The sequence below is a fragment of the Bradyrhizobium sp. 18BD genome (genome assembly GCF_054185225.1).
In genome coordinates, this window is record NZ_JAVAYL010000037.1 from 21,835 (window position 1) to 36,309 (window position 14,475).

Here is a 14,475-nt window from a genome sequence, read left to right on the forward strand (position 1 = left end):
ACACGCAGAGACAGGCCCCTCACCCCAACCCTCTCAGCGCGAGCGAAGCTCGTCGCGCCCCCGCAAGAGCGGGGCGAGGGAGTGAGACAGTTCGCCTCCCTAACTTCTTCTACGCCTGCCGCCTATTCGCCAGCCCGAGCCTCGCCTTCACCTCGGCGATCTTGGCGCGGCTGACCGGCACCCGGTGCGGCGACGGGCCGTCGAGCTCGAGCACCGCGCCATCGCCCTCTTTCCGGACCAGCGCGACATGGGGAATGGCGACGATATGGCTGCGGTGCACCCGCAGGAACAGCGAGGGGTCGAGCTGCGCCTCGGCTTCGGAGATCGACCAAGGGCACATTCGCTCGCGGGTGCCGTCGTGGACGCGGGTGTAGTGCGCATCCGCCCGGACGCTGCGGACATTGGCCGTCTCGATGAAGTGGGTGCCGTCGGCGCTCTCGACCGGCAATCGGGGAACCGGCGCACGCGGCGGCTGGCCGAGGCCGCCGAGCGGCGCCATCGGCCGCGGAGCTGCAGCCGGCGCAGCAATCAGTTCAATGGCGGCCGCGGCGACCGGCGAAGTGACCGGTTCGGCGGCAGCAGAGTTCGAAATCTGACGACGTTGATCGGGAACGAGCGACAGCAAGAAGCCGGCCGCGATGACGAAGCACAGCACGGCAACGATGATCGATAAAATTTGCTGCGACGCGGCGAGGCCGCCGCCGGCGTGGTGATGCGCCGCGCCAGTAAGCGGCTCGAAATGCATACCGAGCATCGCTGTGTAATGCATGCCGGAGACGGCGATACCGAACACAATCGAGCTGACGATCAGCCGGACGCCTTCCTGCTGCGCCAGGAAAGCGCGCAGGCCGCCATAAGCGGTCACGATCGCCACCACGACCGACAGCGCCACCATGGTCTTGTCGTGCACGATGCCGAACGGGCCGGCGAGGCCGTGAATGCCGACATAATGCATGCTGGCGATACCGACGCCGAGCAAAACGGCCGACGATGCCACCCGCTTCAGCGTGGGCTCACCGATCGAGACGAAGAAAAGAGAAATGCCGACCACCAGCGCGCAGATCAGGAACGAAATGATGGTGGGCAGCACCAGATAGACCGTGTCCGGCGGCAGCGGCGCGGCCAGCATGCCGACGAAATGCATGGTCCAGATGCCCACCGCCAGAAACGCAGCCGCGCCCGCGAGCAGAACGCGGTTACTGACGCCGGGCGTATTGCGGATGCGAGCAGCAAGCGCAAAGCCGGTATAGCCACCCAGACTCGCGATCGCCACAGAGAGCGCGACGAGATAGGGATCGTGTCCTTCGAACATGATCTTGTCGGCCGCCCGTCTCCACGGCACGGCCTCCTCCCGCCGCCGACTTTATAGGGACGGCGGCGGGATTGACAATCAGCGGCGTGTGAAGGGCTGTTTCATCCGTCACCCCCGCGCAATGGCGAAGCCATTGCGCGGGGGTGACGGGTCGCGCTCCTCAGGATGAGGAGCGCGAGTCGTTGCGACCTCTACACAATTCCCGCGGCGACCTGGCCGCGCAGGCGCTCCAGGCCGTGCAACGTCTCCGCACAGGCGGCCGCGACCTCGATGCCCTTGATCGTAAAGTGCCTGCGGAAGAAATCGTAATGCACCTCGGTCTCGTGGAATTGCTGCGGCGTCAGCACGGCGGAGAACACCGGCACCTCGGTGCGCAGCTGCACATCCATCAGCGCCTTGATCACGGTGTCGGCGACGAACTCGTGGCGATAAATGCCGCCGTCGACAACGAGGCCGGCCGCGACGATGGCGGTGTAGCGCCGCGTCTTGGCGAGAACCTGCGCATGCAGCGGGATCTCGAACGAGCCCGGCACCTCGAACACGTCGACATGGGTGAGGTGGCGCGCCTCGGCCTCCTTCATGAAGGCGATGCGGGCCTCCTCGACCACGTCGCGGTGCCAGCGGGCCTGCACGAAGGCCACCCGCTGCGGCTTTGCGAAGCGTGGATGCTCGGTCGTTGGAACCGGCGGTTGGGTTGTCTGGGACGTTTCGGCTTGGGGATCTTGCAACATCTGATTCATGGCTTTCCTTCAAAGGACCAGAATCAGGGCACACGGAACGACAAACAGCCGCATCTCGCGATGCGTCTGCCACCGACCGTTCTCTTTCATCCGGACTTTAACCGTCGGCTTCGGAGTTGCACCGAATCTGCTGACCCTTTCCGTTGGAAAACATCCTTCGGGAAGGCGCTCGCGGGCTTGGGCCTTTCGGCCCTTACCGCCGGTGGGGACTTTCACCCCGCCCTGAGAACATCGGCCGCCCGGGATTGAGCGACCTGAGTGGAAATATGACGCCGGTCCGGGGCCGCAGCAAGCGTGTTCCGCAGCAAAAAACCGCATGGTCCCATGTCACCAAGGCAGGTGAGCCATCGCGCGACGGAATTAACGATCGGCCGGCCGTCCGAATCCGATTCCTGTTTGTTCTATTCGTTAACAATTGTGGCCGAGATGAGCTGTGGACGAACGAGTCCTGGCTTGTGGACGGACTCGGCAGCCAGTTGCGCAGATTCCGCAAATCACATCACTTGATCCGCGACAGGCCGCGCCGGTCCCAGGAGATCACGAAAGCGACTCCCGAGATCGACGACGTTTAGGGAGCGCGCGCCGGGCCCAACCGCGTGCGTATCAAGGACAACAAGAAGGCAAGAGGTCGAGACGGCATGTCCCTGCTCGAAGGCAATATCGATTCCCGAAATCACCCGCTCGCGGTGGTCGAGGATATCGCTGCCAGCAACAACTGGCCGTTCGAACGCTCCGGCGAAGACGAGCTCACCATTGTCTCCAAGGGACAGTGGACCGACTACCAGATCTCCTTCACCTGGATGAGTGAGATTGAGGCGCTGCATCTGGCGTGCGCCTTCGACATGAAGATTCCCATGCAGAGGCGGGGGGAGGTGCAGCGGCTCGTTGCAGCCGTCAACGAGCAGTTGTGGGTCGGCCATTTCGACCTGTGGACCAACACCGGCATGATCATGCACCGCCAGGCGCTGGTGCTGCCGGGCGGGCTGACCGCCTCGACCGCGCAATGCGAAGCCATGCTCGCCGGCGCCATCCACGCCTGCGAGCGCTACTTCCCGGCGTTCCAGTTCGTCGTGTGGGCCGGCAAGACCACCGCGCAGGCCATGGACGCCGCGATGTTCGATACGGTCGGAGAGGCGTAAGGCCTCTCAAGACGTGAGGGAGCCGGAGCTCCCTCCCCGCCGCCGTCCCGGACAAGCAAAGCGCAGATCCGGGACCCAGACCGCGTGATGCCGCTTGTGGCACACCGCTTGTTGCCAACATCCCCATCCATTAGAACCGACTGTGTTTACGCGACGAGCGCAAGCGCTCGCGCGGGGGTCCCGGCCTTCGCCGGGACGACAGCGCGTTTGTGGTGACAGCGATGGCAGACAGCAGCACTCTCAAGAACATCACCGGCACCATCCTTCTCGCCGGCGCCGGCAAGATGGGCGGCGCGATGCTGACCGGATGGTTGGCAGGCGGGCTCGATCCGCGCCGCGTCGCGGTGGTCGATCCCTTCATCTCGCCCGAGATCACCGCGCTTGCGGTCAAGGGCGTCGCGCTCAATCCCGACGCGAAGACGGCAGGCTTTGTCGAAACGATGGTCGTCGCGGTCAAGCCGCAGATGTTCCGCGAGGCCGGCGCGAAGCTGAAATCGTTCGTGTCGGAGAGAACTTCAGTGGTCTCGATCATGGCGGGAACCACGATCGCTGCGCTCGAAGAGGTCTGCGGCGGCGCCGTGGTGCGCGCGATGCCGAACACGCCGGCGGCAATCGGCCGCGGCATCACGGTTGCGGTTGCGGCGAAGAGTGTCAGCGCAGGACAGCGCGCGGTGGCCGATGCCTTGCTGCGCGCCACCGGCTCGGTCGAATGGGTCGAGGATGAAGGCCTGATGGACGCGGTGACAGCGGTGTCCGGCTCGGGCCCGGCCTATGTGTTCCTGCTCGCCGAAGAGCTCGCGCGCGCCGGCGTCGAGGCGGGATTGCCCGAGGCGCTGGCAACGAAGCTTGCGCGCGAGACGGTCGCGGGCTCGGGCGAGCTGCTGCACCAGTCCGAGCTTCCCTCCAGCACGCTGCGCCAGAATGTCACCTCGCCCGGCGGCACCACGGCCGCCGCGCTCGGCGTGCTGATGGGCGAACCCGGCCTGCGCGACCTGATGATCCGCGCGATCGCGGCGGCGACGAAGCGGTCGAAGGAATTGGCGAAGTAAACAGGTGCTGTAGGGTGGATTAGGCGAAGCCGTAACCCACCTCTTCTATTTCCGCGGAGACAGAAGTGGTGGATTACGCCTTCGGCTAATCCACCCTACGGCACCGCGCTTGCGGCTACGCTCCCAGCCGCTTGTTGAACATCGCGACATTCACGAGCCCGCGCGCATGGCGGCCTTCGCCGAGCCTGCGGGTGCCCTCGAACGCCTCGACCTCGAAGCGGATGACGCGGCGCTCGACCGCAACGACCTTCGCGGTGGTCCGCACCGTCGCGCCGACGAGGGCTGCGGCGAGATGGCGAATGTCGACCTCGGTGCCGACGGTGACCCAGCCCGGCTGCAACGCGGCGCGGATCGCATCGCCCGACGTCATCTCCATTTCCAGGATCATCATCGGGGTCGCATAGACCATCGGCATGCCGGCTACGAAATGTCCGACCGTGCGCTCCGATGGGACGACCAGCGTGCGCTCGGCGCTCATGCCGATTTTGATGAAGTCGCGTGCGTCCATGGTGCTTGCTCGATGTCGTCCCGGACGAGCCGGGACGACGGCAGTGTCTGCCGAACGAGCCCTGGCTATTTCTTCGCCGCCGCGCGCTCCACAAACGTCTTGCCGCCCTTCATCTTGTGGCGGAGCGGGGCTTCGTTGATCTGGATGACGACGGCATCGGCGTCGACGCCGAGATTCTTCACCAGCGCCTGCGTGATGTCGCGCATCATGCCGGCCTTCTGCTCGTCGGTGCGGCCCTCGGCCATGCTGACGGTGATCTCAGGCATTGTCTTCTCCCTGCTGTCGCGATGACCGGGCACACCCCGGTCGCTCATGGTGGGGCGCATCAAACAGGAGGTGGATGCCCGGGACAAGCCCGGGCATGAGGCGATCCGCGAATGGCTAGCCCCAGCTCACGTCATGGCGGGCCAGGACTTCACGCACTTTTGCGACGAGGTCGGCTTCGCTGCACGAGAACTGCGCCGGCCGCGTCTCGCGCCATTCCTGGTTGGAGGCGATCGCGGCCGCCGCCTTGGCCCCCTCGATCAGATCCTTGATCTGCAGCTCGCCGCGCGCCTTTTCATCCGAGCCCTGGATGATCACGCAAGGCGAGTTGCGGCGGTCGGCATATTTGAGCTGGTTGCCCATGTTCTTGGGATTGCCGAGATAGAGCTCCGCGCGGATGCCGGCGGCGCGAAGGCTCGAGACCATCTTCTGATAGTCGGCGACGCGGTCGCGGTCGAACACGGTGACGACGACGGGACCGAATTCGGGCCGCGTGTCGAGCTTGCCGAGCAGCGTCAGCGCGGCCTGCAGGCGCGACACGCCGATCGAGAACCCGGTCGCAGGCACCGGCTCGCCGCGGAAGCGCGAGACGAGGCCGTCGTAACGTCCGCCGCCGCCGACTGAGCCGAACCGCACCGGGCGGCCCTTCTCGTCCTTGGTCTCGAGCAGCAGTTCGACCTCGTAGACGGGGCCAGTGTAATATTCGAGGCCGCGCACGACCGAGGGGTCGATGCGGATCCTATCTCGATTGTAGCCAGCAGCCTCGACCAACTCCGAGATTAATCTAAGCTCTTCGATGCCTGCTCGAGATGTCTCATTATTCCCGAAGTGGGTCATCATTCCCTCGATGACCCCTTTATTGCTTTCTACGAAATACGACTTGTCGTCATCCCCCGCCGAAAACGTCATCACATTGCCTCGCGCGGCGCGCGCTGAAGGCGAAAGATTGGTGACATCTTCGAGTTCGGTAATATTGCCTTCCTGTAGCAAGGCAAAAACGAGAATCTTGGCGATTTGGTCATCGTCGAGGCCGGCACCCTTGGTAAAGTCGCCACTCTCGTCCTTGCGACCTGCACCCAGCAACTCGCGCACTCCTTCCGATCCGAGCCGATCTAACTTATCGATCGCTCGAAGGACTGTGAGCCGATGTCCTGCATGTTCATCACCACCGAGCCCGATGCTCTCCATTACGCCGTCGAGCACTTTCCGGTTATTCACCTTCACGACATAGGAGCCGCGCGCAATGCCGAGCGCCTCCATCGTGTCCGCGGCCATCATGCAGATCTCGGCATCCGCCGCCGGCGTCGCCGAGCCGACCGTGTCGGCATCGAACTGCATGAACTGGCGGAAGCGGCCGGGGCCGGGCTTTTCGTTGCGGAAGACGTAGCCGACGCGGTAGCTGCGATAGGGCAGGACCAGGCCGTCGGTGCCGTATCGCTCGCCGACATAGCGGGCGAGCGGCGCGGTCAGATCGTAGCGCAGGCTGATCCACTGCTCATCGTCGTCCTGGAACGAGAACACGCCCTCGTTCGGACGGTCCTGGTCGGGCAGGAACTTGCCGAGCGCGTCGGTGTATTCCATCGCCGGCGTCTCGACGGGCTCGAACCCGTAGAGCTCGTAGACGGCGCGGATCTTCTCGACCATCTCGCGCGTCGCCCGGATCGCGGCGGGATCGCGATCCTCGAGCCCGCGCGGCAGGCGCGCCTTCAGTTTCTGGGGTTTTTTGGGTTTCTCGGCCATGCGCGGCGTTTACCAGCCGGGGCGCGGTGCGGCAACCGCTGGCGTGTCTTCTTCACCTCGCCCCGCTTGCGGGGAGAGGTCGAAATTCACGCTGAAAGCGGGAATTTCGGGCGAGGGGGACTCTCCGCGAGTCCAATGGCCGCCGGCCCCGGGGAGACTCCCCCTCACCCTGCCCTCTCCCCGCAGGCGGGGAGAGGGGAAGAGAATTTACGGCTGCTCCATCCGCGCCCGGAGGGCATCGGCGTCCGCCTTCGGCAGCGACTTCAGCGTCGGCTTGATGGTTTCACCGCCGACGATCTTGCCGTTGCGCATGAACATCCAGTCCGAGATGTCGGCTTCGGCAAACTTAACCGCGTCACTTGCCCGTTTACCCGGCAGGTCCCGTGGTTCATTGGCGAAGAAGCCCGAATAGGCCCCGTTCGGCAGCTTCTTCACGTCGGCGATCCAGATGTGCTCGCCGCCCTTGCGGGTCGAAAAGCGCACTTTCAGGGAATGGCCGGTCTCTGACGGCTTGGGCGCCTCATAGGAGGCCCAGAAGGTCGGGAGCGTGCCGCGGGCGCGCGCGATCGCGGCATTCATTTCCGGATCGGTGGTGCGCACGTCGACAATCGGCGAGCGGTCTTGGGCTGCGACTTCCGGCGTGGGTCCGACGGTCAGGATGCCGAAAACGGAGACGCCGGTGATTGCGGCGAGAACGACCCATTTCACGGGTTGGGAGAGTTTGGTTGCCATGTTCGCGATGTCCAGGATGCTTGATGTGTCCTGGCTTTGTCGCGCGGTTGTGGCGCGGAGTTCATAGCGCAAAAGTCCACAAGCATTGCGCATTTCCCCTCTCCCTCGCGAGAGAGGGGAAACGCTCATCGCGTCTCAAAACACCTTGCGGATCCAGTTGTGCGGATCGTTGGTGCGGCCGTACTGGATGTCGACGAGCTGCTTGCGCAGGCCCATGGCGACGGGGCCGGCGGCGCCGCCGCTGATCTCGAAATCGCCGCTCACCGAGCGGACCTTGCCGATCGGCGAGATCACCGCGGCAGTACCGCAGGCAAACGCTTCCTTCAGCCTGCCGGACGCCGCATCCTTGCGCCACTGGTCGAGCGAATACGGCTCCTCGCGCACGGTCTTGCCGGCATCGCGGGCGAGCGCGATGATGGAATCGCGGGTGATGCCGGGCAGGATGGTGCCGAGCGGCGGCGTCGAGAGCGAGCCGTCGTCGAACACGAAGAACACGTTCATGCCGCCGAGCTCCTCGATGTAGCGGCGCTCGACCGCATCGAGGAAGACGACCTGATCGCAGCCGTGCTGGATCGCTTCGGCCTGAGCGCGCAGGCTCGCGGCGTAGTTGCCGCCGCACTTGACGGCGCCAGTGCCGCCGATCGCGGCGCGCGTGTAGTTCTCGGAGACCCAGATCGAGACCGGCGCGGGTCCGCCCTTGAAGTAGGAGCCCACCGGCGAAGCGATCACCGCAAAGATGTACTCGGACGACGGCTTGACGCCGAGGAAGGTCTCGCTCGCGATCATGAAGGGGCGCAGGTAGAGGCTGCCCTCGCCGCCCGGCATCCAGGCGCGATCGATGCGCACGACCTGCTCGACCGCCTCGATGAAGACGTCCTCCGGGATCTGCGCCATCGCCATGCGGTCGGCGGAGTCCTTGAAGCGGCGCGCATTGGCGTCGGGACGGAACAGGTTCACGCCGCCGTCGTCGCGCTTGTAGGCCTTGAGGCCCTCGAAGATTTCCTGTGCGTAGTGCAGGACCGCGCCGGCCGGATCCATCTGGAAGTTGGCGCGCGCCTCGATCTTCGCCTCATACCAGCCGCCCTTGGCATGGCTGTAGCGGACGATCGCCATGTGGTCGGTGAAGACCCGCCCGAAGCCGGGGTCCACCAGCTTGGCGATCCGGTCCTTTTCGGGTGTCGGATTGGATGCGGGCTGGATGTCGAATTTCATGCTCATTTCCTTGCCTCCCGCTGCCGGTGGCGGCGCTGCTCTGGCGCCGGCCGCCCCGTTCGGGCCCGGCTGGCTTGATTGGATTTCTGGCCGGACCACCGCCAGCCTTGTTACGGCCGGTTTCCGTGGCCAGCATGTCTCCGAGGACATGCTTTTGCGGAAGGCGGAAGTCCAGTATGTTTTGCCGAAATGCCGTTCGACAATCGCACGGTAGATCTGGTTCGGCCGTCACCACCTGTCCGGCTCACTCTGGCCGTCCCAGCTTCGATGCCACCCGTCGCGAAGCGATCTAAAATTTCGTGCGGGCTGATCGTTTTGTAACATTGAACCCAAGATACGTCAATATGCCTGACATAAATTTCGCGACTCCCTCTCAAGACGCTGTCGAGCCTCGGCCGGCCGCAGGCGAAGGAGGCAATTTGCGCTGGGATATCATCGAGCTACTGTTCTTCGCCTACCGCGACTTCGTCGGCGATCCCGACCAGGAGCTGGAGGCATTCGGCTTCGGCCGGGCCCATCACCGGGTCATGCACTTTGTCTATCGCTATCCCGGCCTGAAGGTTGCCGACCTGCTCGACGTCCTGCGCATCACAAAACAGTCGCTCGGCCGCGTGCTCAAGCAGCTGCTGGACGAGGGCTACATCGTGCAGAAGACCGGCGACAATGACCGCCGCCAGCGATTGCTCTACGCAACGCCGAAGGGTGAGGCGCTGGTGCAGAAGCTCGCCGGTCTCCAGACCACGCGGATCACCAAGGCGCTCGCCAAGATGAACCCGCAGGACGCGGACACGGTGAAGCGCTTCCTGCGCGCGATGATCGACCGCGACGATCCGGACAAGGTGCTCGAGACGATCTTCGCCTCCGTCAATCAAGACAGCAAGGAGTGACCGTGCCGCTTGCAGCCACGCTCGCCCGTCCGCCCGTTGAACCGGCCGACGACGCCCCGCATCTGCTGCTGGTCGACGACGACCGCCGCATCCGCGACCTGCTCTCGCGCTTCCTCGCCGCCGAAGGCTATCGCGTCACCACCGCCGCGAGCGCCGGCGATGCACGCTCGAAGCTGATGGGCCTGCATTTCGACCTGCTGATCCTCGACGTGATGATGCCCGGCGAGACCGGCTTCGACCTCGCCCGCTTCATCCGCACCTCCTCCTCGGTGCCGATCGTGATGCTGACCGCGCGGCACGAAGCCGAAGCCCGCATCGAAGGCCTGCAGATCGGCGCCGACGATTACGTGGCAAAGCCGTTCGAGCCGCGCGAGCTGGCGCTGCGCATCAACAACATCCTCAAGCGCGCCGCGCCGCCGCCGCAGACCGTGACCGTCGAGAAGATCGCGTTCGGGCCTTACGTCTACCATTTGGATCGCGGCGAGCTGCGCCAGGGCGAGGAAGTCATCCACCTCACCGACCGCGAGCGCGAGATGCTGCGCATTCTTTCGGAGACACCCGGCGAGACCGTGCCGCGCAGCGCGCTGACCGGCAACGGCACCGTCAACGAGCGCGCCGTCGACGTGCAGATCAACCGCCTCAGGCGCAAGATCGAGACCGACCCGGCCAATCCGCTGTTCCTCCAGGCGGTGCGCGGCATCGGCTACCGCCTGGTGGCCTCGCCATAAATCAGTGAAGCGCGACCGATGAGCACGATCGATACCGGCCTGACGCTGCTCAAGAGCGCCGCCGGGCGCGTCTCTGCCGCCAATGGCTGGATGGGCAACGCGTTCAAAGGCTGGATGCCGACCGGCCTCTACGCCCGCGCGCTCCTGATCATGATCGTGCCGATGGTGATCCTGCAATCGGTCGTCGCCTTCGTGTTCATGGAGCGGCACTGGAACACGGTGACGCGGCGCCTGTCGGCCGCTGTCGTGCAGGACATCGCCGCGCTGATCGACGTCTACAAGGGCTACCCGCAGGACAAGGATCGCGACCAGATCCGCCGCATCGCGCAGCAGCGCCTCGGCCTCGTCGTCGACTTCCTGCCCCCCGGCGACATGCCGCCGCCCGGACCAAAGCCGTTCTTCTCGCTGCTCGACCAGACGCTATCGGTACAGCTCGGCCGCCAGATCGGCCGCTCGTTCTGGATCGACACCGTCGGCCGCTCCAACCTCGTCGAGATCCGCATCCAGCTCGACGATGCCGTGATGCGCGTATTCGCGCAGCGCAGCGCCGCGTATGCCTCGAACTCGGAGATTTTCCTGTTCTGGATGGTCGGCACGTCCTCGATCCTCCTGATCGTCGCGGTGCTGTTCCTGCGCAACCAGATCAAGCCGATCCTGCGGCTTGCGGATGCCGCCGAAAGTTTCGGCAAGGGCCGCGAGGCGCCGAATTTCCGTCCGCGCGGCGCGCGCGAGGTGCGGCGCGCGGCGGTTGCCTTCCTCGAGATGAAGTCGCGCATCGAGCGCACGATGGAGCAGCGCACCGCGATGCTCGCCGGCGTCAGCCACGATCTGCGCACCATCCTCACCCGCTTCAAGCTCGAACTGGCGCTGATCGGCGACAGTCCCGAAATGGAGGGGATGCGCAAGGACGTCGACGAGATGTCGATGATGCTGGAGGACTACCTTGCGTTTGCCCGCGGTGATTCCGGCGAGCAGTCGCAGCCGACCGATATGTCGCAGGCGCTCGAAGAGCTGCGCAGCGACGCCGAGCGCCACGGCCATACGGCGACCGTCGCGTTCAACGGACTGCCGGTGGTCACAGTGAAACCGGCCTCGTTCAAGCGCTGCCTCGCCAACCTCGTCACCAACGCCGCCCGCTACGGCAAGAGCATCGCCATCACCGGCCAGCGCGATCACCGTTATTTGACCGTCATTGTCGACGACGACGGGCCGGGCATTCCCGCGCATTTGCGCGAAGAGGTGTTCAAGCCGTTCCTGCGGCTCGACAATGCCCGCAACCAGGACGAGGGCGGCACCGGCCTTGGCCTCGCCATCGCCCGCGACATCGCCCGCTCGCATGGCGGCGACATCACCCTCGGCGACAGCCCGATGGGGGGATTACGGGCGAGCGTCAGGATACCGGTGTAGCTTTCCTTACCTCGCCCCGCTTGCGGGGAGAGGTCGAATTCGATCGCAGATCGAATTCGGGTGAGGGGGTACAGGTCTCACGACAATCTCATGCGTGGAGAGATGCCCCTCACCCCAACCCTCTCCCCGTAAGAACGGGGCGAGGGAGCGCACCGACTTCCGCGCAACGACCACACCTACTTCGGCAGCAGCGCCTTCAGCTTGTCGATGTCGCGCACGTTCATCTTGAAGCCGCCGGGCATCACGATGTCGCCTGGCTTCTGCTCCGGCTTGCAGGCGCCCAGCCACTTGGCTTCGAGCGTCATCGTCGTATCGCGGCCGGCCGCACCAGCGGCGCCGCCTTGCGCGTGCGAGGTGGTCTTCACCGTATAGGCCGAGTTGAAATCGCCGTTGATCTCGGCATGCGAGGTCGTGCTGATGCCGGCGACGCTGCATTCGGAATCGCTGACATAGCCGGTCGCAGTCTTCTTGATGTCCTGCTTGCTGCAGATCTGTTTGGCCATCGGGGAGACGTTGTTGCTCATCTCCTTGTCGACGGTCTCGTCGGTGCAATGCTGCATGGTCATTTCCGGCATCGCCGAGCCGCTCCTGACCATCTTCATTTCCCAAAGACCGGCCTTGCGCACCGGCAGGTCGTCGGCGCTGGCACTGCCTGCCGACAAGGCAAAGCAAAGGCTTGAGCCGAGCAAAGCGAGTTTGCGCGTCATGGGTGAAGCTCCCGGCTGAGAGACGTTACGAACGCGCCTTGACAAAAACGCCTTGACGAAAACGCCCTGGCGCCAAGGCGCATCAATAAAGCGTGCGGATCGGCTGGTTGGCGGCGCCATACGGCACCCAGCGGCAGGAGAACGAGATGTAACCGCCCTCATAGGCCTGTATCGCGAGGAATTTCACGACCTTGCCGTAGCGCGCGCAGTGATCGACCGCGACCTGCCGCGCATCGGTCTGCGTCGCCAGCGAATAGGCGATGATGCCGCCGGTGTCGTTGCCCTTGAACGGAGGCACTGGAAGCAGATCGGCGCGCGCCGACTGGCTCGCCATCATACCCAGGGCAAGAAGGCCCGCGGCCGCAATGATTCGCATTCCCGTCACTCCAATTGGTTGGGCCCAGTTTACGGTGCCGAGATGGAAGTGAAAAGAACTGAAGCCCCGTTGGCTGCGACGTTATGGTCAAGTCCTGGCGAAGTGTTGCCGCGCTGCACTTGACCTCCCCCGGCCTTCGCGGCACCGTCCAGCCTTCGCAAGACCAGCTGTCCGGATTGCCCATGCGCACCCTCTCCCTGAAATCGCTCCGCTTTGCCGCCGTGTTCGGCCTCATGTTCGGGGCGCTGTCGCTCGGTGAGGCCAAGGCCGCCAATCCGCTGGAGCTGAACTTCTGGCTGAGCGGACCGCGCTATGACGGCGCCGTCGCCGACTGCGACAAGGCGCTGCCAACAATCGCCACCCAGTTCTGGGAGAAGGAAAGCTCCTTCTGGAATTCCTCGTTGAAAATCACGGGCTTCTCTGCCGTTCACGAGACCGCGTTCCGGCCCTGGCAGTCTGACAACATTCCGCGCCGTTATTGCACCGGCGATGCCATGCTCAACGACGGCAAGGTGCGCAAGGTGCATTTCTCGATCATCGAGGATGGCGGCTTCGCCGGTTACGGCAATGGCGTTGAATGGTGCATGGTCGGCCTCGACCGCAACTGGGCCTACAATCCGGCGTGCCGCGCCGCCAGGCCTTGATTCGAAAAGCCTTGATTCGAAAAGCCCTGATCTGAAAAGCCCTGATTCGGACTGATCAAGCGACCGGATGATGGTCGCCTGAAATTTGTTCTTGAAATGTTCTCGTTGCCTGCTAGGCTCATTGCACAGTCTGGTTGAGGGGCGTCGCCATGTTTCAGTTTAGATTGCATTCGTTCTCCCGCCTGATGATCTCGCTGACCCTGGCGGCCGGGCTGGTCGCGCTGGCCGGCGGTGCGAAGGCCCAGGACAAGCGGCAGAACGCACCCGGCGAATTCGATTTCTACGTGCTGTCGCTGTCCTGGTCGCCGTCGTTCTGTGAGGAAGCCTCCGAGCGCGGCCGCAGCGGCGGGCGCTCGCAGATGCAATGCAGCGGGCGGCCCTATTCATTCGTGGTGCACGGGCTGTGGCCGCAATACGAGAATGGCTTCCCCGAATACTGTCAGCGGCCCTCGCCGCGGCTGAACCGCAACATCGTCTCCTCGATGCTCGATCTGATGCCGGCGCCGGGCCTGATCTTCAACGAGTGGGACAAGCACGGCACCTGCTCCGGGCTCGACGGCCGCAATTATTTCGAGACGATCCGCAAGGCGCGCGCTGCGATCAAGATTCCGGCCGAATATCTCGACCTGTCGCAGACCAAGACCGTGGCGCCGGGCGAGGTGGAAGAAGCCTTCATCAAGGCCAATCCGGGCCTGAGCGATGCCGCCGTCTCGGTCACCTGCAACCGGACCCGCCTCTCGGAAGTCCGCATCTGCCTCAGCAAGGATTTGCAGTTCCGCGCCTGCGAGGAAATCGAGCGCCGCGCCTGCCGCCGCGACCAGGTGACGATGCCGCCGGTCAGGGGCGGTTAACTCCCGTCATTGCAAGGAGCCCGCGACAAAATTGCGAAGCAATTTTGCGCCGGCGACGAAGATTCCATGGGGAGTGGATAGCGACCGGGTCTGAGGCCAGACTGAGGTTGCTGAAGCACTCAACCTGGAGACAACGATGTTGTTCGATCATCTTTCCGACGGACCGGCCGCTATCCGCA

General features: G+C 64.5%; 16 protein-coding genes and 1 riboswitch. Of the genes, 7 read left to right on the plus strand and 9 right to left on the minus strand.

Annotated elements, in window-relative coordinates:
- Positions 1-109: 109 nt before the first annotated feature.
- Together RAD16_RS39535 and RAD16_RS39540 are read right to left on the minus strand one after the other, a co-directional pair.
- Positions 110-1,312, minus strand: a complete 1,203-nt coding sequence (locus RAD16_RS39535; protein ID WP_458163383.1) for an MHYT domain-containing protein — start codon at positions 1,310-1,312, stop codon at positions 110-112.
- 191 nt (positions 1,313-1,503) lie between these two features.
- Positions 1,504-2,052, minus strand: a complete 549-nt coding sequence (locus RAD16_RS39540) for a 6,7-dimethyl-8-ribityllumazine synthase (RefSeq protein WP_458163353.1) — start codon at positions 2,050-2,052, stop codon at positions 1,504-1,506.
- Positions 2,053-2,126: 74 nt separating this feature from the next.
- A riboswitch (FMN riboswitch) is annotated at positions 2,127-2,286 on the minus strand.
- Positions 2,287-2,690: 404 nt separating this feature from the next.
- Here RAD16_RS39540 and RAD16_RS39545 point away from each other — a divergent pair.
- Complete coding sequence (locus RAD16_RS39545; protein ID WP_458163355.1) at positions 2,691-3,191, plus strand: YbjN domain-containing protein; 501 nt, start codon at positions 2,691-2,693, stop codon at positions 3,189-3,191.
- A 221-nt stretch (positions 3,192-3,412) separates the two neighbouring features.
- Complete coding sequence (gene proC / locus RAD16_RS39550) at positions 3,413-4,240, plus strand: pyrroline-5-carboxylate reductase (protein ID WP_458163357.1); 828 nt, start codon at positions 3,413-3,415, stop codon at positions 4,238-4,240.
- A 115-nt stretch (positions 4,241-4,355) separates the two neighbouring features.
- Here the strand turns inward: proC and RAD16_RS39555 are convergent, their stop codons facing one another.
- The 5 genes from RAD16_RS39555 to RAD16_RS39575 all read right to left on the minus strand — a co-directional run bounded on the left by RAD16_RS39555 (position 4,356) and on the right by RAD16_RS39575 (position 8,702).
- The gene (locus RAD16_RS39555) at positions 4,356-4,748 is read right to left on the minus strand and encodes a thioesterase family protein (RefSeq protein WP_458163359.1); all 393 of its coding nucleotides are present in this window, start codon (positions 4,746-4,748) and stop codon (positions 4,356-4,358) included.
- 65 nt (positions 4,749-4,813) lie between these two features.
- Positions 4,814-5,062, minus strand: coding sequence for a tautomerase family protein (locus tag RAD16_RS39560; RefSeq protein ID WP_458163361.1), 249 nt, complete (start codon positions 5,060-5,062; stop codon positions 4,814-4,816).
- Positions 5,063-5,129: 67 nt separating this feature from the next.
- On the minus strand, positions 5,130-6,752 hold the full coding sequence (gene hisS / locus RAD16_RS39565) for a histidine--tRNA ligase (protein WP_458163363.1): 1,623 nt from the start codon (positions 6,750-6,752) through the stop codon (positions 5,130-5,132).
- Between the two features lie 207 nt (positions 6,753-6,959).
- A complete protein-coding gene (locus tag RAD16_RS39570) occupies positions 6,960-7,484 on the minus strand; it encodes a YegJ family protein (protein WP_458163365.1) in 525 nt (174 codons plus the stop codon).
- Positions 7,485-7,619: 135 nt separating this feature from the next.
- Positions 7,620-8,702 carry a branched-chain amino acid aminotransferase gene (locus RAD16_RS39575; protein ID WP_458163367.1) on the minus strand — a complete coding sequence of 361 codons (1,083 nt, stop codon included), beginning with the start codon at positions 8,700-8,702 and terminating at the stop codon, positions 7,620-7,622.
- A gap of 338 nt (positions 8,703-9,040) precedes the next feature.
- Between RAD16_RS39575 and RAD16_RS39580 the strand changes: the two genes are divergently transcribed.
- Genes RAD16_RS39580 through RAD16_RS39590 form a run of 3 tightly spaced genes read left to right on the plus strand, consistent with a single transcriptional unit; the run spans position 9,041 to position 11,718 of the window.
- Entirely contained in the window at positions 9,041-9,583 is a 543-nt protein-coding gene (locus RAD16_RS39580; RefSeq protein WP_458163369.1) for a MarR family winged helix-turn-helix transcriptional regulator, read from the plus strand.
- A complete protein-coding gene (locus tag RAD16_RS39585) occupies positions 9,580-10,311 on the plus strand; it encodes a response regulator (protein WP_458163371.1) in 732 nt (243 codons plus the stop codon). The genes RAD16_RS39580 and RAD16_RS39585 overlap by 4 nt, the downstream gene beginning before the upstream one ends.
- Positions 10,312-10,329: 18 nt before the next feature.
- On the plus strand, positions 10,330-11,718 hold the full coding sequence (locus RAD16_RS39590; RefSeq protein WP_458163373.1) for an ATP-binding protein: 1,389 nt from the start codon (positions 10,330-10,332) through the stop codon (positions 11,716-11,718).
- Between the two features lie 176 nt (positions 11,719-11,894).
- Here RAD16_RS39590 and RAD16_RS39595 read toward each other — a convergent pair whose 3' ends face one another.
- Both RAD16_RS39595 and RAD16_RS39600 read right to left on the minus strand, forming a co-directional pair.
- The gene (locus RAD16_RS39595; RefSeq protein ID WP_458163375.1) at positions 11,895-12,425 is read right to left on the minus strand and encodes a DUF3617 domain-containing protein; all 531 of its coding nucleotides are present in this window, start codon (positions 12,423-12,425) and stop codon (positions 11,895-11,897) included.
- Positions 12,426-12,507: 82 nt separating this feature from the next.
- Entirely contained in the window at positions 12,508-12,801 is a 294-nt protein-coding gene (locus RAD16_RS39600; protein ID WP_458163377.1) for a hypothetical protein, read from the minus strand.
- A gap of 182 nt (positions 12,802-12,983) precedes the next feature.
- On the opposite strand from RAD16_RS39600, the gene RAD16_RS39605 reads away from it, so the two are divergent.
- Positions 12,984-13,445 carry a hypothetical protein gene (locus tag RAD16_RS39605; protein WP_458163379.1) on the plus strand — a complete coding sequence of 154 codons (462 nt, stop codon included), beginning with the start codon at positions 12,984-12,986 and terminating at the stop codon, positions 13,443-13,445.
- 149 nt (positions 13,446-13,594) lie between these two features.
- Complete coding sequence (locus RAD16_RS39610) at positions 13,595-14,296, plus strand: ribonuclease T2 family protein (RefSeq protein ID WP_458163381.1); 702 nt, start codon at positions 13,595-13,597, stop codon at positions 14,294-14,296.
- The last annotated feature ends 179 nt before the right edge of the window (positions 14,297-14,475 follow it).